19 protein-coding genes are annotated in these 19678 nt (G+C 44.8%); 10 read left to right on the forward strand and 9 right to left on the reverse strand.

Going from position 1 to position 19678, the window contains the following annotated elements; genetic code table 11:
- Window positions 1-183 precede the first annotated feature (183 nt).
- Window positions 184-1026: a formate transporter FocA gene (gene focA, locus AB4307_RS08715; protein WP_372131651.1), complete on the forward strand. Its 843-nt coding sequence runs from the start codon at window positions 184-186 to the stop codon at window positions 1024-1026.
- A 318-nt stretch (window positions 1027-1344) separates the two neighbouring features.
- Here the strand turns inward: focA and AB4307_RS08720 are convergent, their stop codons facing one another.
- Complete coding sequence (locus tag AB4307_RS08720; protein WP_017067668.1) at window positions 1345-2139, reverse strand: ABC transporter permease; 795 nt, start codon at window positions 2137-2139, stop codon at window positions 1345-1347.
- A 437-nt stretch (window positions 2140-2576) separates the two neighbouring features.
- Here AB4307_RS08720 and torE point away from each other — a divergent pair, with 437 nt between their 5' ends.
- Genes torE through torA form a run of 3 tightly spaced genes read left to right on the forward strand, consistent with a single transcriptional unit; the run spans window position 2577 to window position 6479 of the window.
- Window positions 2577-2759 carry a trimethylamine N-oxide reductase system protein TorE gene (gene torE / locus AB4307_RS08725; protein WP_017060298.1) on the forward strand — a complete coding sequence of 61 codons (183 nt, stop codon included), beginning with the start codon at window positions 2577-2579 and terminating at the stop codon, window positions 2757-2759.
- 51 nt (window positions 2760-2810) lie between these two features.
- Entirely contained in the window at window positions 2811-3992 is a 1182-nt protein-coding gene (gene torC / locus AB4307_RS08730; protein ID WP_017060299.1) for a pentaheme c-type cytochrome TorC, read from the forward strand.
- A 24-nt stretch (window positions 3993-4016) separates the two neighbouring features.
- On the forward strand, window positions 4017-6479 hold the full coding sequence (gene torA / locus AB4307_RS08735) for a trimethylamine-N-oxide reductase TorA (RefSeq protein WP_372131653.1): 2463 nt from the start codon (window positions 4017-4019) through the stop codon (window positions 6477-6479).
- A 295-nt stretch (window positions 6480-6774) separates the two neighbouring features.
- Here torA and AB4307_RS08740 read toward each other — a convergent pair whose 3' ends face one another.
- Window positions 6775-7989: a putative manganese transporter gene (locus AB4307_RS08740; protein WP_372131655.1), complete on the reverse strand. Its 1215-nt coding sequence runs from the start codon at window positions 7987-7989 to the stop codon at window positions 6775-6777.
- A gap of 201 nt (window positions 7990-8190) precedes the next feature.
- Here AB4307_RS08740 and AB4307_RS08745 point away from each other — a divergent pair, with 201 nt between their 5' ends.
- Together AB4307_RS08745 and AB4307_RS08750 are read left to right on the forward strand one after the other, a co-directional pair.
- Window positions 8191-9096 carry a manganese-dependent inorganic pyrophosphatase gene (locus AB4307_RS08745; RefSeq protein ID WP_017630461.1) on the forward strand — a complete coding sequence of 302 codons (906 nt, stop codon included), beginning with the start codon at window positions 8191-8193 and terminating at the stop codon, window positions 9094-9096.
- Between the two features lie 149 nt (window positions 9097-9245).
- Window positions 9246-9635, forward strand: coding sequence for a DUF2750 domain-containing protein (locus tag AB4307_RS08750; RefSeq protein ID WP_004734596.1), 390 nt, complete (start codon window positions 9246-9248; stop codon window positions 9633-9635).
- A gap of 98 nt (window positions 9636-9733) precedes the next feature.
- Here the strand turns inward: AB4307_RS08750 and AB4307_RS08755 are convergent, their stop codons facing one another.
- From AB4307_RS08755 to pspF, 7 genes are all read right to left on the reverse strand, one after another.
- Complete coding sequence (locus tag AB4307_RS08755; RefSeq protein ID WP_372131657.1) at window positions 9734-10513, reverse strand: DUF2927 domain-containing protein; 780 nt, start codon at window positions 10511-10513, stop codon at window positions 9734-9736.
- 36 nt (window positions 10514-10549) lie between these two features.
- Window positions 10550-11332 (reverse strand): peptide ABC transporter ATP-binding protein, encoded by a 783-nt coding sequence (locus AB4307_RS08760; protein WP_372131659.1) that lies wholly within the window; start codon window positions 11330-11332, stop codon window positions 10550-10552.
- Window positions 11329-12330, reverse strand: coding sequence for a peptide ABC transporter ATP-binding protein (locus AB4307_RS08765; protein WP_017060305.1), 1002 nt, complete (start codon window positions 12328-12330; stop codon window positions 11329-11331). Before AB4307_RS08765 ends, AB4307_RS08760 begins: the two co-directional genes overlap by 4 nt.
- Window positions 12330-13217 carry a putrescine export ABC transporter permease SapC gene (gene sapC, locus AB4307_RS08770; protein WP_017065331.1) on the reverse strand — a complete coding sequence of 296 codons (888 nt, stop codon included), beginning with the start codon at window positions 13215-13217 and terminating at the stop codon, window positions 12330-12332. Before sapC ends, AB4307_RS08765 begins: the two co-directional genes overlap by 1 nt.
- On the reverse strand, window positions 13204-14166 hold the full coding sequence (locus AB4307_RS08775; RefSeq protein ID WP_017060307.1) for an ABC transporter permease: 963 nt from the start codon (window positions 14164-14166) through the stop codon (window positions 13204-13206). Before AB4307_RS08775 ends, sapC begins: the two co-directional genes overlap by 14 nt.
- A complete protein-coding gene (sapA, locus tag AB4307_RS08780; RefSeq protein ID WP_372131661.1) occupies window positions 14166-15788 on the reverse strand; it encodes an ABC transporter substrate-binding protein SapA in 1623 nt (540 codons plus the stop codon). The genes AB4307_RS08775 and sapA overlap by 1 nt, the downstream gene beginning before the upstream one ends.
- 102 nt (window positions 15789-15890) lie before the next feature.
- On the reverse strand, window positions 15891-16913 hold the full coding sequence (pspF, locus tag AB4307_RS08785; protein WP_017060309.1) for a phage shock protein operon transcriptional activator: 1023 nt from the start codon (window positions 16911-16913) through the stop codon (window positions 15891-15893).
- Window positions 16914-17186: 273 nt separating this feature from the next.
- On the opposite strand from pspF, the gene pspA reads away from it, so the two are divergent.
- The 4 genes from pspA to AB4307_RS08805 all read left to right on the forward strand — a co-directional run bounded on the left by pspA (window position 17187) and on the right by AB4307_RS08805 (window position 19677).
- Window positions 17187-17858, forward strand: coding sequence for a phage shock protein PspA (gene pspA / locus AB4307_RS08790; RefSeq protein WP_108121478.1), 672 nt, complete (start codon window positions 17187-17189; stop codon window positions 17856-17858).
- Window positions 17859-17872: 14 nt separating this feature from the next.
- Window positions 17873-18106 (forward strand): envelope stress response membrane protein PspB, encoded by a 234-nt coding sequence (pspB, locus tag AB4307_RS08795; protein ID WP_004734605.1) that lies wholly within the window; start codon window positions 17873-17875, stop codon window positions 18104-18106.
- A complete protein-coding gene (pspC, locus tag AB4307_RS08800; RefSeq protein WP_029222097.1) occupies window positions 18099-18485 on the forward strand; it encodes an envelope stress response membrane protein PspC in 387 nt (128 codons plus the stop codon). The genes pspB and pspC overlap by 8 nt, the downstream gene beginning before the upstream one ends.
- A 157-nt stretch (window positions 18486-18642) precedes the next feature.
- Window positions 18643-19677 carry an efflux RND transporter periplasmic adaptor subunit gene (locus AB4307_RS08805; protein ID WP_108208855.1) on the forward strand — a complete coding sequence of 345 codons (1035 nt, stop codon included), beginning with the start codon at window positions 18643-18645 and terminating at the stop codon, window positions 19675-19677.
- The last annotated feature ends 1 nt before the right edge of the window (window position 19678 follow it).

A 19678-nucleotide genomic window follows, 5' to 3' on the forward strand; every position in this document is an offset into this window, starting at 1 on the left:
ATAACTAATCATTCAGCAGAGTTTTCTTTTTACTACTAAAGTCGTATGAATTTGGAATAACTCGGACTATTTGCTTTCAACAAGGCTGTGAGAGCTATTTTGTGCCTAAAATAGCTCTTGAATTCAGAAATGAAAGAGAGGATTATCGCGCTCCCGACGACATGTTTCAAAATGTAAATCATCATGAATCTAAACCAATTTGACTCATTATTACCGCCACAAATGGCTGAGCGCGCTGCAGATATTGGCGTAGGTAAAGCAACCAAAGATCCAATCAAATCTTTTCTCCTAGCGATTTCCGCTGGCATACATATCGGTATTGCGTTTGTGTTTTACACCATCGTAACGACTGGTGCTGGTGATTTGCCGTGGGGTATTACTCGCTTATTAGGTGGCTTTGCATTTAGCTTGGGCTTAATTCTCGTTGTTGTTACCGGTGGTGAGCTATTTACCAGTTCGGTGCTGACTCTGGTTGCTCGTGCAAGTGGCAAGATTACTTGGCGCACGCTCGTTAAGAACTGGGCTACGGTTTATGTAGGTAACTTGATTGGCGCATTGATGCTGGTGGCTTGTATGTTACTGACCAAACAGTACATGTTCGACCACGGCCAAGTGGGTTTGAATGCAATGGCGATCTCTCAACATAAGATGCACCATGATTTTATCCAAGCTATCGCGCTCGGCATCATGTGTAATGTATTAGTTTGTATCGCGGTATGGATGACGTTTAGTGGACGTACTCTGACTGACAAAATTGCGGTAATGATTTTACCTGTAGCGATGTTCGTATCGGCTGGTTTTGAGCACTGTATTGCAAATATGTTCCAAGTGCCTTTAGCTATCGGCATCAAAACATTTGCTTCGGCTGAATTTTGGACAATGACAGGCGCTAACCCAGCGGACTATGTTGATCTGAACATGGCGGACTTTTTGATGAACAACTTGCTGCCCGTTACCATCGGTAACATCATTGGCGGCGGTATCTTTGTTGGTATGTGGTACTGGTTGATCTACCTACGTGACTAACTCAGTTGACGAAATGAGTTAACGCTCTGTGGAAACACTGAACTGACTTATGACATTTACAAGACGGCCTGCATTGCAGGCCGTTTTTTATTTGTGGAAAACCTACTTCTTCATCTCTCTAATGATCATCTGAAAATTCAACAGCGCTGATTACCATGTGTGTATATGTCTTTGAAATCACCCAAAGATCGAAGGCGATGATCTTTCCTTGGGTCGAAATGGACAAAAAAGGATCTATATTGATTTGGTTATCCACAGTTTCTGTGGATAACCTGTCTCAAATTCAGTGAGTAACCAGATCTAAGTGGAGTAGGGAGGTTATTTCGAAGGCTGTATTTGAGCGAGAACTCGCCCTTCTTTGGTCAGAGATGTCTTCAATGAGAGGTGAAGTACAAGGGCTAGAGAGCAGCTCATCATCACGAAAATCGCCAGCATGATCATCAGTTGATACTTAATCGCGATCATCGGTGAAGCACCACCTAAGATCTGTCCAGTCATCATTCCTGGCAGCGTTACTAAGCCTGTGGTTGCCATAGAGGCCATGATAGGGGACATCGCTTTCTGTATTGCATTACGTACAAAAGGCGCAGCAGCATAAGTAGGAGACGCGCCTAACGCGATTGCTGCTTCATATTCTGATTTCTGTGTTTCAAAGGCACCAAACAGGTTCTGCAATGCCACGATATTACTGCTTAAGCTATTACCCAATAACATCCCTGCGATTGGGATAAGGTACTGCGCGTTAAAAACCGGTGTCGGCTTAATGATGAAAAAGCAGATGAACAAGACAATAGGTACACAAGTTACCGCAAGGCTAACGGCGACAGGAGCCAAAAGTAGGTTTCTTGGCAGTCTAGATTTTTCAACAATCGAGCTTGCACCGACGATAATCATAGTAAATAACCACAGCAAATTGACCCACAAACTATTCAAAGTGAACAAGTATTCTAGGTAAAGTCCCACCAGAAATAGCTGAATAACCATACGAATGATGCTGATAGAAGCCTCTTTGCCAAGGCCGAGTTTTAACTTGTGGTTGATGGTAATGGGTAGCAAGAGAAGTGAGCTGAAGAACAATAACTGCCACCAAGATATATCAATAACGTCTTGCATAATGTTTCCTTTTAAGTAGGTCCCCATCATATCTGAAAGTGCCAAATGATGCATTTCAGCTTCTCAGCCGTTGCTTTAAAAAATACTCAATAATTTAACAATCAAACCACAGAATATTGGTTTTTTGAGGCATTTTTGGCTACTACTTAGTAGGTAAAACGTTAAAATTGGTTACAATACGGTTGCGCAGGTGTTGGAATTTAACATTTGTGAAATATACTTAATTCTTCACATTTGTTAATACTTTTTAATAACTTTGTTTAACTAAAAACAACTTTGGATGAGCTCAAAAAAGTATTGATTAGCAAGGGTTATAACGGGAGATTTGATTGAACCCTACTTTGAGTATGGTCTAAAATTTGTCGTTAGATACTTAAGAACTTTAGCCCCATAGAATGGGTTACTCGAAATTACTAAATACAAAATAGGCAAAATGTATGAGTGATGTTAATAAAATTGAAACTAGCGAAAAACATTCGCTGGAGTGGAAGTCTTTCCTCTTCATCGCGGTGGTTCTCTTCCCAATATTAAGTGTGGCTTTTGTAGGCGGTTACGGCTTCCTAGTTTGGGCACTGCAAGTGTTTGTATTCGGACCTCCAGGTGCTCACGGCGGCATGTAATGCCCTCTAAGTAACAACATTTTTTAAAATCAATATTTAAGAGAGCTAAACATGAAATCATTTTTAGTTAAATTATGGCGCACAATGACTCGCCCAGCAGTACACATCAGTCTTGGTGTACTAACTATGGGTGGCTTTATCGCCGGTGTTATTTTCTGGGGCGGTTTTAACACAGCTCTAGAGCACACAAATACAGAAGAATTCTGTGTAAGCTGTCACACCATGCGTGACAACGTATACGTAGAACTACAAGAAACGGTTCACTGGAAAAACACTTCTGGTGTACGTGCTACTTGTCCTGACTGTCACGTTCCACATGAATGGACAGCAAAAATCGCTCGTAAGATGCAAGCTTCTAAAGAAGTATTCGCTCAAGTATTTGGTGACCTAGATACGCCTGAGAAATTCGAAGCTCGTCGTATCGAACTGGCTAAACACGAATGGGATCGCTTCTCTTCGAACAAATCTCTAGAGTGTAAAAACTGCCACAACTACGATTCAATGGATTTCGAAAACATGCGCCCAACAGCGCGTATCCAGATGAAGAACGCGGCAGAGCGTGATCAAAGCTGTGTTGACTGTCACAAAGGTATTGCTCACAACCTTCCATTAGATATGGCATCAGCGAGCGGTATTGTTGGCGAGCTAGAAAACGTAGCAAGCAGCACATCTTACGCAAATGGTTCAGACGTGATCTCTATTCGTCACCTACCAATGTACACAGATGAAACAGCTGAAGTTGAAGCGGGTCTATTAAGCCCTGCAAGTAAAGTTGCGGTTATCGACGAAAAAGGCGATATGATCAAGATTCAAATCGACGGTTGGCGTAAAGCGAAAGGCTTCGGACGTGTAATCCAAGAAGACTTCGGTATGAACATCTCGACTGCAATCTTGACGAAAGAAGTATCTCAAAGTGACGTTATCACTGTTGGTGAGAAGAAAGAAGATGAGCTTACTGGCCTTCCATGGGAAGAAGTTAACCTAGCACTTTGGATGAAGAAAGAGTCTATGGTTGATAACTTCGATCCAATCTGGAACGCAGCGGGTCAAGCGTACCAATCTAACTGTTCAACGTGTCACTCACAGCCAGATGAAGCTCACTTCAGCGCTAACGGTTGGGTAGGCATGCTAGATGGTATGATTGCATTCGTTAACTTCGATACAGATACAGAAGCACTGGTTCTTAAGTATCTACAGAAGCACTCATCAGATTTTTCTGAAGGCCATCACTAATAAGACGTCAATTGGAGTAACACAATGGCAATTACAAGAAGAAGTTTTCTGAAAGGTGTCGCTACTACAAGTGCGGCATCGGTTATCGGTCCAAGCTTATTGGCGTCGGCATCAGCGTCTGCAGCAGAAACAGACGGTGCGTGGAAAGTCTCTGGTTCTCACTGGGGTGCATTCCGAGCTCGCGTTTACGCGGGTAAAGTACAAGAAATTAAACCTCTAGAAATCGATCAGCACCCAACAGAGATGCTGAAAGGTATTAAAGGTATTATCTACAGCCCATCACGTGTGCGTTACCCAATGGTTCGCCTAGATTGGTTGAAGAAGCATAAGTACAGCGCAGACACGCGTGGTAACAACCGCTTTATTCGTGTGACTTGGGATGAGGCACTAGACCTTGTTTACCGCGAGCTAGAGCGCGTACAGAAAGATTACGGTCCATGGGCGCTTCACACAGGTCAAACTGGTTGGAGACAAACAGGTCAGTTCCATAGCTGTACTAACCACATGCAACGTGCAATGGCACTTCACGGTTACTCTGTGAAGAAAATCGGTGACTACTCAACAGGTGCTGGTCAAACGATCATGCCTTACGTGCTAGGTTCTACTGAAGTGTACGCACAAGGTACATCTTGGGAACTTATCCTAGAAAACAGTGACAACATTGTTCTTTGGGGTAACGATCCAGTTAAAAACCTTCAAGTAGGTTGGACATGTGAGACTCACGAGTCGTTCGCATACCTAGAACAGCTGAAAGAAAAAGTTGCTAAGAAAGAGATCAACGTTGTTTCTGTTGACCCTGTTAAAAACAAAACAGGTCGTTACCTAGAAAACGAGCAAATGTACATCAACCCACAAACTGATGTGGCGTTCATGCTTGGTGTTGCTCACGTTCTTTACAACGAAGGCCTATACGACAAGAAGTTCATCGAAACTTACTGTCTAGGTTTTGAAGATTTCATCAAGTACGTTCAAGGTGAAACGAAAGACAGAGTTGAGAAGACGCCAGAATGGGCTTCTGCTATCTGTGGCGCAAGCGCGGACTCTATCCGTGAATTCGCTAAGATGCTGGTTAACGGTCGTACACAGATTCTTGTTGGTTGGAGTATCCAACGTCAGGAGCACGGTGAACAGCCTTACTGGATGTGTGCAGTTATCGCAGCAATGGTTGGCCAAATTGGTCTTCCAGGCGGTGGTATCTCTTACGGTCACCACTACTCTGGTATCGGTGTATCTTCAACTGGCTTCGCTGCTCCGGGTTCATTCCCGCTGAACATCGACCAAGGTCAATCGCCTAAGCACACTAACACTGATTACAACGGCTACAGCCGCGTAATCCCTGTTGCGCGTTGGGTAGATAGCCTGCTAGAACCAGGTAAGAAGATCAAAGCAAACGGCGCAACAGTGACACTGCCTGACATCAAGATGATGGTATTCAGTGGTAACAACCCGTGGCACCACCACCAAGATCGCAACAAGATGCGTAAAGCATTCAAGAGCCTACAAACTGTAGTGGCTGTTGATTTCGCTTGGACTGCAACTTGTCGTCACTCTGATATTGTTCTTCCAGCTTGTACTCAGTGGGAACGTAACGATATCGATGGTTACGGCGCGTACTCTGGCCGTGGTTTGATCGCAATGCACAAGCTAGTGGATCCTCTGTTCCAGTCTAAGACTGACTTCGAGATCATGTCTAGCCTAACTAAGCGTTGGGGTCGTTACGACGATTACACGCGTGGTATGGACGAAATGCAGTGGGTTAAATCTCTGTACGACGAATGTCGCGCATCAAACGAAGGTAGCTTCGAAATGCCTGAGTTTGCTGAGTTCTGGGAGAAAGGTTTCCTAGACTTCGGCAAAGGTAAGCCATGGACTCGTCACGCTTCATTCCGTGAAGATCCAGAGATCAACGCACTAGGCACGCCTTCTGGTTTCATCGAAATCACAAGCCGTACTGTTGGCAACATGGGTTACGAGCACTGTCAAGAACACCCAATGTGGTTCGAGAAATCTGAACGTTCACACGGTGGTCCAGGCTCTGACAAGCACCCGTACTGGCTACAATCTTGTCACCCAGACAAGCGTCTTCACTCTCAGATGTGTGAATCTGAAGAGTGGCGTGCGACTTACGCGGTACAAGGCCGTGAGCCAATCTACATCAACCCAGTAGATGCTAAGAAGAAAGGCATCAAAGATGGCGATGTAGTACGTGTGTTCAACGACCGTGGTCAACTACTAGCGGGTGCTGTTCTAATGGATAGCTATGCTCCTGGTGTTGTTCGTATCGAAGAAGGTGCTTGGTACGGTCCGATCAACGAGAAAGTGGGCGCGCTAGATACATACGGCGATCCAAACACACTGACTCAAGATATCGGTACGTCTGAACTTGCTCAAGCAACGTCAGCAAACACATGTTTGGTTGATTTCGAGAAGTTCCAAGGCAAACTGCCTCCAGTAACTTCATTCGGTGGTCCAATCGAAGTTTCTTAAGTCTTGTCTTAAGAACCAAGATTAAAGCTTGAATTAAAGCCCCTGTAAGCACTCTTACAGGGGCTTTTTGTATTTTTGATATCAGTTGTTGGTGTTTCTAAATAAGCATTATACAGGGCTAATAGAGGGCGTTTTTGAGACAGGCTGTAACGCGCTGTTTGAGAGAGGTGGTAGAAGCAGTGAAGCAGGAAGGGAATGTAAAAAGAACCTGTGGAAAGACTTAAGCAGGCGGAAACAAAAAGGCCGATACAAAGTACCGACCTTACAGAAGCCTATGGAGTTAACTCTACTCAAGTTAGATCTCAAATATAAACCAGTAGCTATAAGCACAGATTAGTGCGGGCACACTAGAGTATAAGGTCGCGACCAGTGCCGCTTTGGGAGCCATCGCAATCGCAGGGAATAGCGCGTCACCATCATTTGAAATTGCGTTACCTACCTGAGCCGAAAGTGGCAGGGCGCCTGAAAGGTATAAGCTAGTGACCAATAATTGCGGTCCACAGCCCGGTAGCAAACCCATCAACACGCCAGCCAGGGGGAGCATGATGCCCCAGCTTGAGAATAGCGTCGCAAAATCAACATTTGCTATCACAGAGCCAAATTCAAAGAAAAGAAAGGCAACCACCATCCAAGCGGTGACAAAGTTTGTATCTTGAGCGGTCTTTTGCAATGGGTGAGAGCCTATACACTTTTCGTCCTCACTCACGGCTGATTTGTAATCCTCAATTTCACGGGTTAGCCCCCACAGAAACATCGAGCTGATCAGCAAAACTGTCCCCGCCCATTCCATCGACATTTCAGGCAAAGCGAGCAGCTCGTTCACATCGACTTGAAAAGAGCCAAGTAGGGCAACGGCAGCACCCGGAATAATCAGTACAGACCACAGGTAACCTTGCAGGTTTATCGCTTTTTTAGAGACCGATTCTTTGTCTTGAGATTGAGAAGCACAGCTGCTCACCACTTCATTTTTCTGTGCTTTTTTTGGGCGTAAGAAGTCGTCTGCGTGAAACAAGTTAATGATTCGGCCTGACGCAGTTCCGACAATCACGCCCATCGCCATCATGGCTAAACCTGTCTTAGGCTCGCTCGCTATGAGCAGGAACGCCGCGTCACCCATGGTTGAGACGAGCACCGCAACTACCGCACCAAATCCGAGTTTTCCCGAGATAAATTGTGTGGTTACCACTATCGCACCGCCACAGCCGGGCAACGCGCCCATGAGAGCCGCGAATACCACTTGGTTTGAACGAGATTGATGGACGAGCTTATTGAAGACGTTATCTTTGTTTATGTACAGACTTAACCAGTGGTAAATAGCCAAGGTTAAAGCAACATAACAAGACACTGCCCAAAACGCGTCTGACAAGATAGTGACCGTCAATTCTCGCGTGGCAGGCGCCATAACTAAAGCTGCAAGTGAGATAGGTAAAAGCAGGCGCTTAAAGGACAGTGAAAACTGAGTTGTTTTCGCAGCGCTGCTGCTTGGCAAAAAAGAGATTAGTCGATCCATAGGTGTTACTCAAAAATAGTGGCTTAAGATAAATATATACGAATGATAATAATTATCAATTGCATTTGTTGTTTTTTTATCTATTGTTACTATTGGCTAAACCTACGAAACATGACCAATCTGAAAAAATGAGGTAAAGTATGGCTAATAAAGAGAGGCTCTAAAGGTAGAGTCATAATTGTTAGTGTAATAGGAAGAAACATGATTTTAGTTGTTGGTCACAAAAACCCTGATAGTGACAGTATTTGTAGTGCGTTAGTTGCAACAGAGCTTCTTAAAGCTCGTGGCGAGGAAGCGACACCAATTCGCCAAGGCGAGATCAACCGCGAAACTCAACACATTCTAGAAGTCGCTGGTGCTGAAAAGCCAGAGCTTCGTACTTCTGTTGCTGGTGAGAAAATCTGGCTAGTAGACTACTCAGATCTAGCACAAGCACCAGATGATGTTGCTGATGCAGAGATCGTAGGTATTGTCGATCACCACCGTCTAGGTGACGTGATGACAGTAAACCCAATGGAAGCTTGGATCTGGCCTGTTGGTTGTACAAACACTGTACTTTTCAACATGTTCAAGATTGAAGGTCACGCAATCTCTCAACAAATCGCTAAACTAATGATGTCTGCAATTCTTTCAGACACAGTGGGTTTCGCTTCTCCAACATGTACTCAAAAAGACAAAGACGCCGTTGCTGAGCTTGCTGAAATCGCAGGTGTAGAAGACGTTGATGCATTCATCAAAGCGCTTCTAATCGCTAAGACAAACATCGAAGGCCTATCTGCTGCACAGCTAGTAGAAAAAGACCTTAAAGGCTACCCATTCAACGGTCGTGATGTTGTTGTTGGTCAAGTTGAACTTGCGACTCTTGAGCAAGTAGACGGCATGATTGAGGCGCTAGAAGCTGATCTTGAAGAGCGTTGTGAGAAAGATGGTCTAGCGTTCGCTGCGGTAATGCTAACAGATATCACTACTGCTCAAACTCGTCTTCTATACAAAGGTGAGTGGGCTGAGAAATTGGTTAAGCACGAGAAAGACGGCGTATTGATGATGGAAAATACACTAAGCCGTAAGAAGCAAGGCTGGCCTTGGCTACAAGGTGAGCTTGTTTAATCAAGTCGCTTAATATTAAACGCCTGCTTATTTAGCAGGCGTTTTTCTTTGAAGTAGACTTTCTTCTTCATCGATAATGTTTGAAGTTAAAAACACTCGGCATAAAATAGCTTTAAGAGCAAAGTTACTGACTAAAGTAGGAAATTAAGATGACTACACAGCTAGACGATAAAAAAATCGCTGAAATCAACAAGTATACGGGCGAGCAACGCCTGAAATACTGTGTGAAAGAAATCGTAGCAAACCGTGAAGTATGGATCTTAACCGATGAACACGGTTGTGTAATGCTGAACACAGAAGATGAAGATTGTGTTCCAGTATGGCCAAACCAAGAGTTCGCAGAATCATGGGCAACGGGTGATTGGTCTGAGTGTAAAGCTGAGTCTATTTCGTTGAACAAATGGCACAGTCGCTGGACGAACGGTCTAGAAGACGACGAACTTGCTGTTGTAGTATTCCCGAACGAGCAAGAAGAAGGCGTTATCTTGTTCCCGGATGAGTTCGACTTCGAATTGAAAAAGCAGGCAGCTAAGCGCTAGTTCTTTCGTAATACAGTAACATCGTAAGTCAGCGTTGCCTTTCTTAGGCAGCGCTATCATTCAATTATCCCATCTAAGTTACTTCCAACGTATATTCGTCAATACCCAATCAACTGATACAAAGGCGCTTGCTGTGCGGCTTTAGAAGCTTGCTGAAGCACACCTGTTTTGCTGTATCTCTTGAGTATCTTTCGAACGATAGGTTTTACTTCAGATTTTGTCATTCCAGCTTTCAATTCTGGTTCATACAGCAATTGCAGTAGCACTACGTCTAACGGCGATAATAAGTCTTCTGGCGTGTGGTCGTTGAAAATAGAAGGGTAGGCTTTATCTGAATCATTCGGCAGGCCTAGAACTTGTGTGATCTCTTCCACGATACAGGCGACCAGCTTACCTCGCGATCTTGCCTGATCAACCGGGATTACAATCCCAGCGTATACAATCTCGCCTTTAGAATTGGTTCTATAGCCCGCCGTGCAGATGGCGCTATTTAAATGTTCAGTTGAGTTGAGCTTGAGCACCGATTTCGCCTCAGATACCCACTGGCTCTGCCTTGTGTATATCCATTTAACGTTCGCTTCGGACTCTTTACTGACGATTGTTATTGGATGTTGGGTGACTTCAGATAAGTGTTTGATATGAAGCTCTGTGAGCTCTTGATGCAGTTCCTCATCGCCCACTCGATGATCGATCCAAATCTTGATCGGTTGTTTCCATTTGGCGAGTGGTTTGTTGCCTTGGGAATATTCGTGTTGAAGTGCGACGTTATAAAAGGCAGTTTCGACGAAGCTTCTATCTAGCCAGGTGAGGGGTGTGCTTGTTGCGTTAAAGGAAAACAGCGCCAACAAAAGGGGAAGCATTGAAGCTCTTAATAACATACCTTTCCCCTTTGTTGAACGTAGCGTGATTCGAGATTAGTGGTTCGGCGCTTTGGAGAAATGGCTCTCAACCAATCTTTGGGTGATTTGGTGAGTTGGATTGGTTAACACTTGATCCGTTTCCCCACTCTCAACCACATTGCCTTCATGCATGACAATAATCTTGTCGGTAATGTGCTTAACAATACCGAGGTGTTGAGATACATAAACGAACGATACGCCCATCTCTTCTTGTAACTCTAAGAACAGATTGATGATTTGCGAGCGCATTGCCATGTCCAAACCATTTAAAGCTTCATCAGCAACAATGATGGATGGCTGAAGTATTAAGGCACGAGCCAAACAAACCCTTTGTTTCTGGCCTGCAGCAAGCATCTGAGGGTAGAAATACGCATGTTCCGGTAGAAGGCCTACGCGCAGTAGTGTGTCTTTCACACGACGCATACGAGCTTCTGGAGGCATGTTGGTGTTTCGCTTTAATGGACCTTCAAGAATTCGACCGATCTGAATGCGCGGGTTAAGTGACGTATTCGGATCTTGGAAGATCATTCGAATCAGCTTACAACGAGTCGAGTAGTCTTTGTGCTCTAGCTTTTCGCCATTCACGCGGATCTCGCCTGCGGTTGGCTCCACCATGCCTGCGAGCATTCTGGCTAATGTTGATTTGCCAGAACCATTCTGGCCGATAAAACCAATTGTCTGGCCTGCTTCAAGAGAAAAGCTAACTGGCTTCACCGCCTGATGAATCTTTTTACGGAAAAGACCAGAGCGAGTCGTAAAGTCTTTAGACAAATTACTGACTTCTAATAATGCACTCATGATTTCTTTTTCTTCTCCATATTCAGAGGGAAGTGACAGTTGAACTTATGGTTCTTGATACGTTTCGTATGTGGGATCTCGACACACTGCCTTTGTGCGTATGGGCAGCGAGGCCCTAATCGACAACCAATAGGAAGATGTTGCAGCGGTGGAATTGACCCCGGCAAAGACTGGAGCTTCTCCTTGTGGGGAATCCAGTCGTTAAAGTCTGGCATCGCTTTTAACAAAGCAACGGTGTACGGGTGCTTTGGTGCATCCAACAGCTTCGGTGTATCAGCGGATTCTACCGATTGACCACAGTACATCACGGTAATGCGAGTCGCCCATTGGGTAATGGTGGTTAAGTCATGGCCGATCAACACGATGGTGGTGTTATTGATCTGGTTCATACGACTCAAAAGACGCAATATTTGAGACTGTGTAATTGGGTCTAAATCGTTGGTTGGCTCGTCAGCAATCAAGACTTTTGGCTTGGCAGCGATCGCCATTGCGATCATGACTTTTTGACACTCACCATCTGTCAGCTCATAAGAGTAACTGTCCATTAGGCGAGAGTGGTCTTTGATGCCGACTTTGTGTAGTAATGCGATCGCTTGCTTCTTACGCCACTTAAATCGTTGCCACCAACGACCTTCAAACGAATGGGAAGGGATCGCTTCAACGAGCTGGTTACCTACTTTTTCAGAAGGGTCAAGACACGTTGATGGCTCTTGGAAGATCATTGCGATATCGCGGGCGATCACTCGGCGTCTTTCTTTCGGCGTCAGTTGCAGTAGGTCGATATTACCTAAGCGCATTCGGTCTGCAGAAACCTTCCAGTTTTCTTTACATACTCCGACGATCGCTTTTGCAACCAAACTCTTACCTGAGCCTGATTCACCTACTAAGCCACGAATTTCCCCTTCATTGAGGGTAATACTCATTCGATCTACGGCTTTAACCATCCCTTGAGGGGTCTCAATCTCGATGGTTAGATGTCGAATATCAAGTAACGGCATTATTCGATTCCTGCATTTAGCGCTTGGCGAACACCTTCACCGACGAGGTTAATCACGATAACTGTAAACATAATAGCTAAGCCGGGTAGGGTAACTGTCCATGGCGCAAGGTAAATCAACTCGACCGAATCACCCAAGATGGAGCCCCATTCGGTACTCGGTGCTTGAGCGCCAAGCCCTAGGAAACCTAAAGCCGTGATATCAAGAATTGCGACTGACAGTGCCAGCGTAACTTCAAGAGCGATCACGGTAAGGATGTTCGGAAGGATTGAGTTCCATAGCAGGTAAAAATCGTTCGCACCATCAAGGCGAGAAGCCAGAATATAGTCTTTTTCTACTTCAGCATGCACGGCAATGTACACCGAGCGTATAAAGCGCGGGATCAGTGCCAAGCACAAGGCGAGCAAGATATTAAACTCCCCAAAGCCAAGGAATGCCACGAAGATAATCGCCAGCAGAAGAGATGGAATCGACATAACAGTATCAAGCAGGTGGTTTAGCGTGCTTGATAGTAAACCGCGCGTCATACCAGCAAGTACGCCAATCAGACAACCAATGACGGCTGCGATAAAGGTAATCACCACCGCGGCGCCGAAGGTTAACTGAGAGCCAATTATTAGGCGAGAGAGAATATCTCTGCCTAAGTCATCCGTACCCAAAAAGTATTCTACCGTTCCCGCAGGATCCCAAGAGGGCGGCGTTAATAGGTGACCGGTTTGTTCTTGTGCATCATGCGGGGCTAGCCACGGTGAAGTGACGGTGACCAGAATGATAAGCACCAAACACCACAAGCCAAACATAGCTAGATTATTGCTGCGGAAGCTGCGCCAGAAACGTTCGAACTGGGTTGGAATCTGTTCTTCTTGGTAGACGTTATTTGTTAGCATACCATTCCTTCCTTACCAGTGGATTGATCATCGCGCCCAGTAGATCGGACAGAATATTAGCGGTCAAAACTAAGGTAGCCACCACAATTACACCAGCTTGAATTGAAACGTAATCTTGATTCGATAAGGCATCCAATAACCAGCGGCCAATGCCCGGCCAGTTAAAGATAGACTCGGTAACAATAGCAAGCGTTAACATACTCGATAGCTGAACACCGACCTTAGGAATAATCGGAGGTATCGCGTTTCTTAGCACGTGCTGCGTGATGATCTCTCTAGTGGAAAGACCTTTAATTCGCGCAGCGCGGATGTAGTTTTGCGTCATTACTTCAGCCACTGACGCTCTCATCAATCGGATGACCTGAGTCGTTGGCGCCAGTGCTAAAACAAGACAAGGCAACGCCATGTGCTCGATAACACTTTGTAGTGCGTGCGCACGGTAGCGACCCTCGGCAAAAAAGGCGTCAATCATCGCGAATCCAGTCACGTGTTCAATCTCGTAAAGTAGGTCGTATCGGCCACCAACTGGGAACATTTCAAAGTGCAGTGAAAACACCATGATCATCAGCAACGCGACCCAAAATATAGGCGCAGAGTAACCGGCCATTGAGGTGAACGATATGGTGGTATCAACAAATTTACCTTGTCTCATACCAGCAATGGTGCCGAAAGGGATACCGATGATGAGTGCCAACACAAAGGCAAAGAAGCACAGCTCTAGCGTTGCAGGGAACACCAGGACCAACTCATCGATGATAGGCACACCGTGTTTGCTTAGGCCAAAGTTTAGCGTCGATAATTCAGTGATATAGCTAATCCAACCGGGCCAAAAATCTTGAATTGCCCAAGGTGAGGTTTGGTCTAATCGAAGCAGGGAAAAACCTACCAAGGTCAGAATTCCTAGCGTAATAACGAATAAGTTTACACGTCTTAATGTATACCAAAACATTACTGCACCTCTCTTCTGACTTGATCAAAAGGTTGGGCATTGAAAGGACTTGCTTTAAAGCCTGTTAGCGAACGATCGTGCACGCGAAATTGCACGCCATGAGCTAAAGGAATCACAGGAACTTCTTCATTGAGAATGTTTTGGGCTTGTCGGTACAAGTTCACACGGTGCCTTTGTTGATTGATCTCTAATGCTAAGTCGAGAAGGAAATCAAAGTCTGAATTACACCACATCGAGACGTTTAACCCTGCACGCTCAGAGCTGCATGAGAGCAGCGGACGTAAGAAGTTGTCCGGGTCACCGGTATTGCCTATCCAGCCTGTAAGCAACAAGTCTGTTGAGGAAATAGAGGACAACTGTGTGCGGTCAAATCGGTCGTCGGTATAGAGTTTCAATTCAATACCAATATCGGCTAAGTTTGCTTGGATAAGTTCTGCCGTTTTTCTTGGACTTGGATTGTATGCGCGTGGCTCTAGTGGTACCCACATTGAAAGCTCTAACCCAGGTTCAACGCCAGCTTCTTTGAGAAGCGCAACCGCATAGTTTCGGTCGTAGCGAACTTGAACGCTGTCTTTTTGGTGAGCCCAAGAAGTCGGAGGAAGCAAGGTGTAGGCTTTGGTTCCTGTACCGTAATACACAGAATCAAGAATGTTCTGACGATTGATGGCTAAGTTGAGCGCTTTACGAACTCGAGAGTCACGCAGTGCAGGGTGCTCAGTATTCAGCGCGATGAAAGAGACATTAACCGCCGGAGTAGCAGAAATCTTCAACTCTTCATGAGCCTGAATAATAGGGATTTGGCTAGAAATTGGTGAGTTGAGCACGTCACACTCACTACGCAGAAGCTTGGCAAGTGTGCCTGTTCCACGTTGCGAAGTATCGAACACAACTTGGTCCATTTGTACTTCACCTTTCCAGTAGTGCTTGTTCTTTTTCAAGCGCACTAGGTCGTTGATTTGGTATTCATCTAAGTAGAAAGGGCCAGTGCCGACTGGATTGGAATCGATTCGATTTTTCTCATCCGCTGCAATGAGCTGATTGGCATACTCCTTAGAGTGAATGACTGCATAGCTGGTGGCGATGTTATTGAGAAACGAATTGTCTGGGCGACTTAATTGGAATTTCACCGTTAGGTCATCAACTGCGGTGATATCGACAATCAGGTTTTTGAAGTCGATTCCGGCAAACCATGGGTATAGGCCGCCACCCACATAATGAAATGGGTTTGAACTATCAATGACACGTTCAAAGCTAAACACCACATCTTGTGCATTCATGCTACGAGTAGGGGTGAACCAGTCTGTCGTTTGGAACGCAACATTTGGGCGCAGTTTGAACGTGTACTCTGTACCTGATTTATCAACAGACCAACTTGTCGCCAAGTTCTGTTTTGGTCGGTACGTCATCGGATCAAGAGTGAGCAGTGTATCGAAAATTTGAGGACTCAGCGATTCTGCGGTAATGCCACTATCAACCAGCTGTGGATTGAAGGTACTAGGATTACCTTGGCCGCAATAAATGAAGCCTTTTTCACGGATTTGCTCGTGATTCACACACTCACCACATCCAGCGAGAAAGCTCAGCGTACAGATGCTCAGTGATAGTCTTATTAGTGCTTTCATAAAAAGAAATACTTTTCGAAACGAGGCGTTAGAGGAGCCTCAAGATCCGGACAATTTAACATTTTATTTATTCGGCTCCAAATAATAATCAAGCGTGGACAGCTATTTATCGTTAGCTTGTCCGACAATCGCGTACTTCCTCACCATTCCACGTAATTGGTTGTAGGTTAACCCAAGTAATTCTGCGGCTTGTTTCTGGTTATATTTGCTCTGTTTGAGGGCTTGGTTGAGTAGCTTGATGTCTTGTTGTTCTTGCCATGCTTTGTAATCAAGCGGCAAAGAAAACAAGCTCTCTGATGAAGTATGGCTGTTAGACGGCTCATTGCCAGTTTCCGGAGAGGAATCTTGCTCTGTTTTCCATGCGGGTTTAAATGGGTTAAACACCAAATATTCAATAGGATATGGATCTTTTCCGTGCTGATAGATAGCTCGCTCAATGACGTTTTTGAGTTCTCGTACATTCCCTGGCCAAGAATAATCCAAAAGCGATTCAACGGCAGAGGGGGCAAAGCCAACAAACAACTCCAATTCCAATTCACGACACATCTTAATGGCGTAATATTCTGCCAGTAGCATGATGTCTTCTTTTCGCTCACGCAAAGGAGGGATAGTAATGACGTCAAACGCCAGTCTATCTAATAGGTCTGCTCGGAATTCGCCCTTTAATGCCATGTCTGGTAAGTCGGCATTGGTTGCACACACCAGTCTGACATTGGCACTTAGCGCCTTTTGCCCACCGACACGTTCATATTGCCCGTATTCAATAACGCGCAGTAGTTTCTCTTGAACCGCAAGGGGAGTGGTCGCCAGCTCATCCAGAAACAGCGTTCCGCCTTCTGCTCTTTCAAAACGACCTTGATGACGCCCTTTCGAACCCGTAAAGGATCCCGATTCATGACCAAACAGTTCTGAATCAATCAAACCTTCACTTAAGGTTGAGCAGTTCAATGAGATCAAAGGTTGATCCCAACGTCTTGAAAGGTAATGCAGTCTTTGTGCGATCAACTCTTTACCTGTGCCACGTTCGCCAATGATCAGAATGGGTCTTTCTATTGGTGCGAGTTGGGAAACTTTATCTAACACAGAGAGAAAGCTAGGTGATTCACCAATGAGGTTCTGCTGCATAGCGGGTCCTTGTATGAATTAATCGCTGGAGAGGTCATGTAAGAGCCATAGTGGTGAAAAATACCAATACTTGGCTAAATTCATCATAGCATGGTTCGAGTTAATCACCATTTTATTGTAAGTAACTGATAATAAATGGCTTAAAAGTTGGCACGCTACTTGGATTATTTATGGTAGGTTTAACAACAAACGTAAATTTTTGAGCAAGTGGATTGATAAAGTCGCACAACGATTTGAAACGCATTTGCCATCATTGTAATTAAGGAGTTCCTCATGGGTATTTTTTCTCGCTTTGCAGACATTGTAAATTCGAACATCAGTGCACTTTTAGACAAGGCTGAAGATCCTGAAAAGATGATTCGCCTGATTATCCAAGAAATGGAAGATACGCTGGTTGAGGTTCGCACTAACTCCGCTAAAGCTATCGCAGATAAAAAAGAGTTAGCACGTAAAGTTGAAGCTATCGAAACTCAGATTCTAGATTGGCAAAACAAAGCGACACTAGCACTGACTAAACAACGTGAAGACTTAGCTAGAGCGGCGCTAATCGAAAAGCAAAAACTTGAAGATATAATCAAAAGCCTTCACACAGAGCAAACCTTGGTTCACGAAACCATCGAAAAGCTGACCAGTGAGATTGGCAAGCTTGAAACCAAAATCGCAGAAACACGTGCGAAGCAGCAAGCATTAATGATTCGTAATAATGCGGCAAGCAATCGTCGTGATGTTCAAAAGCATCTGCATTCAAGCAAAACCCACGAAGCAATGGCGAAGTTTGAGCAATTCTCGCGTAAAGTGGATGAATTAGAAGCTGAAGCAGATGTTTACGCCAAAACAGGTAACGCAAAATCGTTAGACCAAGAATTTGCAGATCTACAAGCTCAAGATGAAATTGAAAAAGAGCTGGTGAAACTGAAGCAACAAGTTGAAAACCGCGATAAATAATTTAGGAGTTGTCTATGTCAACATTTCTAATTGCAGGCCCACTGATTGTCTTTTTAATCTTCGTGGCACCGCTATGGTTGTTCTTACATTACCGCAGCAAGAAGAAATCCAGTAATGGTCTTTCAGAAACGGATCTTCAGCGTTTGCACAAGCTTTCTGCTCAAGCTGAATCGATGCAAGACCGAGTGAAAACACTAGAAAAAATACTGGATGCGGAGTCACCTAACTGGAGACGAAACTATGAGTAGAGAACTGTATCGCGATCCTATTAACGGTAAGCTGTCTGGCGTGTGTGCAGGGTTAGCGAACTACTTTGGCCTTGAAGTGTGGTTGGTTCGTATCTTGGTTATCTCAGCGGCACTGCTTGGTGGTAGCTTTTTGGTGTTATTAGCGTATGTAGCTTTGACATTTATGCTTGAAAAACAACCACCTCAGTATGTCGATCAAATGAAGGCTAAACAGGAGCACACGCTCAAGCAAAAACCTTGGGAAAAAGGGCAAACCGCAGAGTCGTTACTGGGCACTTTAGAGGGTGATTTCCAGAAATTAGAGACTAGTGTCCGCAATATGGAAGCTTATGTGACTTCGGATACTTTCAAAGTCGACCGCGCATTTAAGAACATGTAGTGGTAAACCTAAAAAAGATTAGATAACGGTTTAGGAAAATTTATTCCAAGCCGTTATTTTTTTTAATAATTTTTTCTAAATAAATCTTACGCTGACTGGTAAGTTACATGTGATTAATCTATGTTATAAAAATATTTATAGATATGGATGATCACCAATGTATAGAGCCTCCCTTGTCCTATTGACAGCCTTAGTTGGGTTGTCTGGGTGTGGTAAGGAGCTTCCTCCCGTGCCTGAACCTGAGTCCAGACCCGCCAAACTCTTCACTGTCTCCGTCGGTAATAATGCCTTTGAGCGTAATTTCCCTGCTACCACAGAAGCTGGTGACAGAGCGGTACTCGCATTCCGTGTTCCTGGGTTATTGCAGAGCATCGATGTGACCGCTGGGCAGCACGTGTCTAAAGGCGACGAGCTTGCTAAGTTAAATCCCGATGAATATCAACTACTCGAGAAGCAAGCAAAAGCGAATTTTCAGCTAGCCGATGTTCAATATCAACGTGCGATCAAACTTCGTAAAGATCGTGTGGTATCAGAGCAAGATTTCGACCAAGCGAAAGCGAACCACAATTCAGCTCGCGCGGTGCTTAATCAAGCTAACGCGAATCTTCGCTACACCACTTTGGTTGCGCCGTATGACGGAACCATTTCCATCATTCCTGCTGAAAACCATGAATACATTGCGGCTAAACAAGGCGTGATGAATATTCAAACCAATCAAATTCTTAAAGTCGTCTTCTTATTACCCGACCAACTTATTACGCGCTTTTCATCAGGGTTCGAGATGGATGCAACCATGGTTTTTGATGCGTTTCCTGAAAACTCTTACGTTTTAACCTTCCAAGAAGTTGATACTGAAGCGGATCCCAAAACCGGGTCGTACAAAGTCACCATGGTAATGGAAAGACCCACCGATGTTGGTATTTTGCCGGGTATGTCAGGCACAGTTCATTTAGTTTCAGCGTTAGCAGCCGCCACAAAAATTCCCACATCAGCAATGATGACTGATGGCGATGATGTCTCTGTGTGGCGCGTGAATAGCGACGGTATTGTTGAAAATGTCGCAATCATCATCGATGAAAAGCGCCATATTGTTTCAGGGTTGAACGATGGTGATCGCATCGTAACTTCTGGTGTTAATGGTCTTGAACCGGGCGTTAAAGTTCGAGAGTGGATCAAGGAAAGGGGGCTATAAC

This window comes from Vibrio sp. 10N.261.52.C2, from assembly GCF_041471425.1.
GTDB lineage: Bacteria > Pseudomonadota > Gammaproteobacteria > Enterobacterales > Vibrionaceae > Vibrio > Vibrio crassostreae_C.

What these genes read in the sequence shown, in the direction of transcription:
- sapC (WP_017065331.1), bottom strand. Translation starts at nt 13,217, where the DNA reads ATGCTAACAAATAACGTCTACCAAGAAGAACAGATTCCAACCCAGTTC.
- AB4307_RS08775 (WP_017060307.1), bottom strand. Translation starts at nt 14,166, where the DNA reads ATGTTTTGGTATACATTAAGACGTGTAAACTTATTCGTTATTACGCTA.
- sapA (WP_372131661.1), bottom strand. Translation starts at nt 15,788, where the DNA reads ATGAAAGCACTAATAAGACTATCACTGAGCATCTGTACGCTGAGCTTT.
- torA (WP_372131653.1), top strand. Translation starts at nt 4,017, where the DNA reads ATGGCAATTACAAGAAGAAGTTTTCTGAAAGGTGTCGCTACTACAAGT.
- pspF (WP_017060309.1), bottom strand. Translation starts at nt 16,913, where the DNA reads ATGCAGCAGAACCTCATTGGTGAATCACCTAGCTTTCTCTCTGTGTTA.
- pspB (WP_004734605.1), top strand. Translation starts at nt 17,873, where the DNA reads ATGTCAACATTTCTAATTGCAGGCCCACTGATTGTCTTTTTAATCTTC.
- AB4307_RS08805 (WP_108208855.1), top strand. Translation starts at nt 18,643, where the DNA reads ATGTATAGAGCCTCCCTTGTCCTATTGACAGCCTTAGTTGGGTTGTCT.
- torE (WP_017060298.1), top strand. Translation starts at nt 2,577, where the DNA reads ATGAGTGATGTTAATAAAATTGAAACTAGCGAAAAACATTCGCTGGAG.
- pspC (WP_029222097.1), top strand. Translation starts at nt 18,099, where the DNA reads ATGAGTAGAGAACTGTATCGCGATCCTATTAACGGTAAGCTGTCTGGC.
- AB4307_RS08760 (WP_372131659.1), bottom strand. Translation starts at nt 11,332, where the DNA reads ATGAGTGCATTATTAGAAGTCAGTAATTTGTCTAAAGACTTTACGACT.
- AB4307_RS08745 (WP_017630461.1), top strand. Translation starts at nt 8,191, where the DNA reads ATGATTTTAGTTGTTGGTCACAAAAACCCTGATAGTGACAGTATTTGT.
- torC (WP_017060299.1), top strand. Translation starts at nt 2,811, where the DNA reads ATGAAATCATTTTTAGTTAAATTATGGCGCACAATGACTCGCCCAGCA.
- focA (WP_372131651.1), top strand. Translation starts at nt 184, where the DNA reads ATGAATCTAAACCAATTTGACTCATTATTACCGCCACAAATGGCTGAG.
- AB4307_RS08765 (WP_017060305.1), bottom strand. Translation starts at nt 12,330, where the DNA reads ATGCCGTTACTTGATATTCGACATCTAACCATCGAGATTGAGACCCCT.
- AB4307_RS08750 (WP_004734596.1), top strand. Translation starts at nt 9,246, where the DNA reads ATGACTACACAGCTAGACGATAAAAAAATCGCTGAAATCAACAAGTAT.
- AB4307_RS08720 (WP_017067668.1), bottom strand. Translation starts at nt 2,139, where the DNA reads ATGCAAGACGTTATTGATATATCTTGGTGGCAGTTATTGTTCTTCAGC.
- pspA (WP_108121478.1), top strand. Translation starts at nt 17,187, where the DNA reads ATGGGTATTTTTTCTCGCTTTGCAGACATTGTAAATTCGAACATCAGT.
- AB4307_RS08740 (WP_372131655.1), bottom strand. Translation starts at nt 7,989, where the DNA reads ATGGATCGACTAATCTCTTTTTTGCCAAGCAGCAGCGCTGCGAAAACA.
- AB4307_RS08755 (WP_372131657.1), bottom strand. Translation starts at nt 10,513, where the DNA reads ATGTTATTAAGAGCTTCAATGCTTCCCCTTTTGTTGGCGCTGTTTTCC.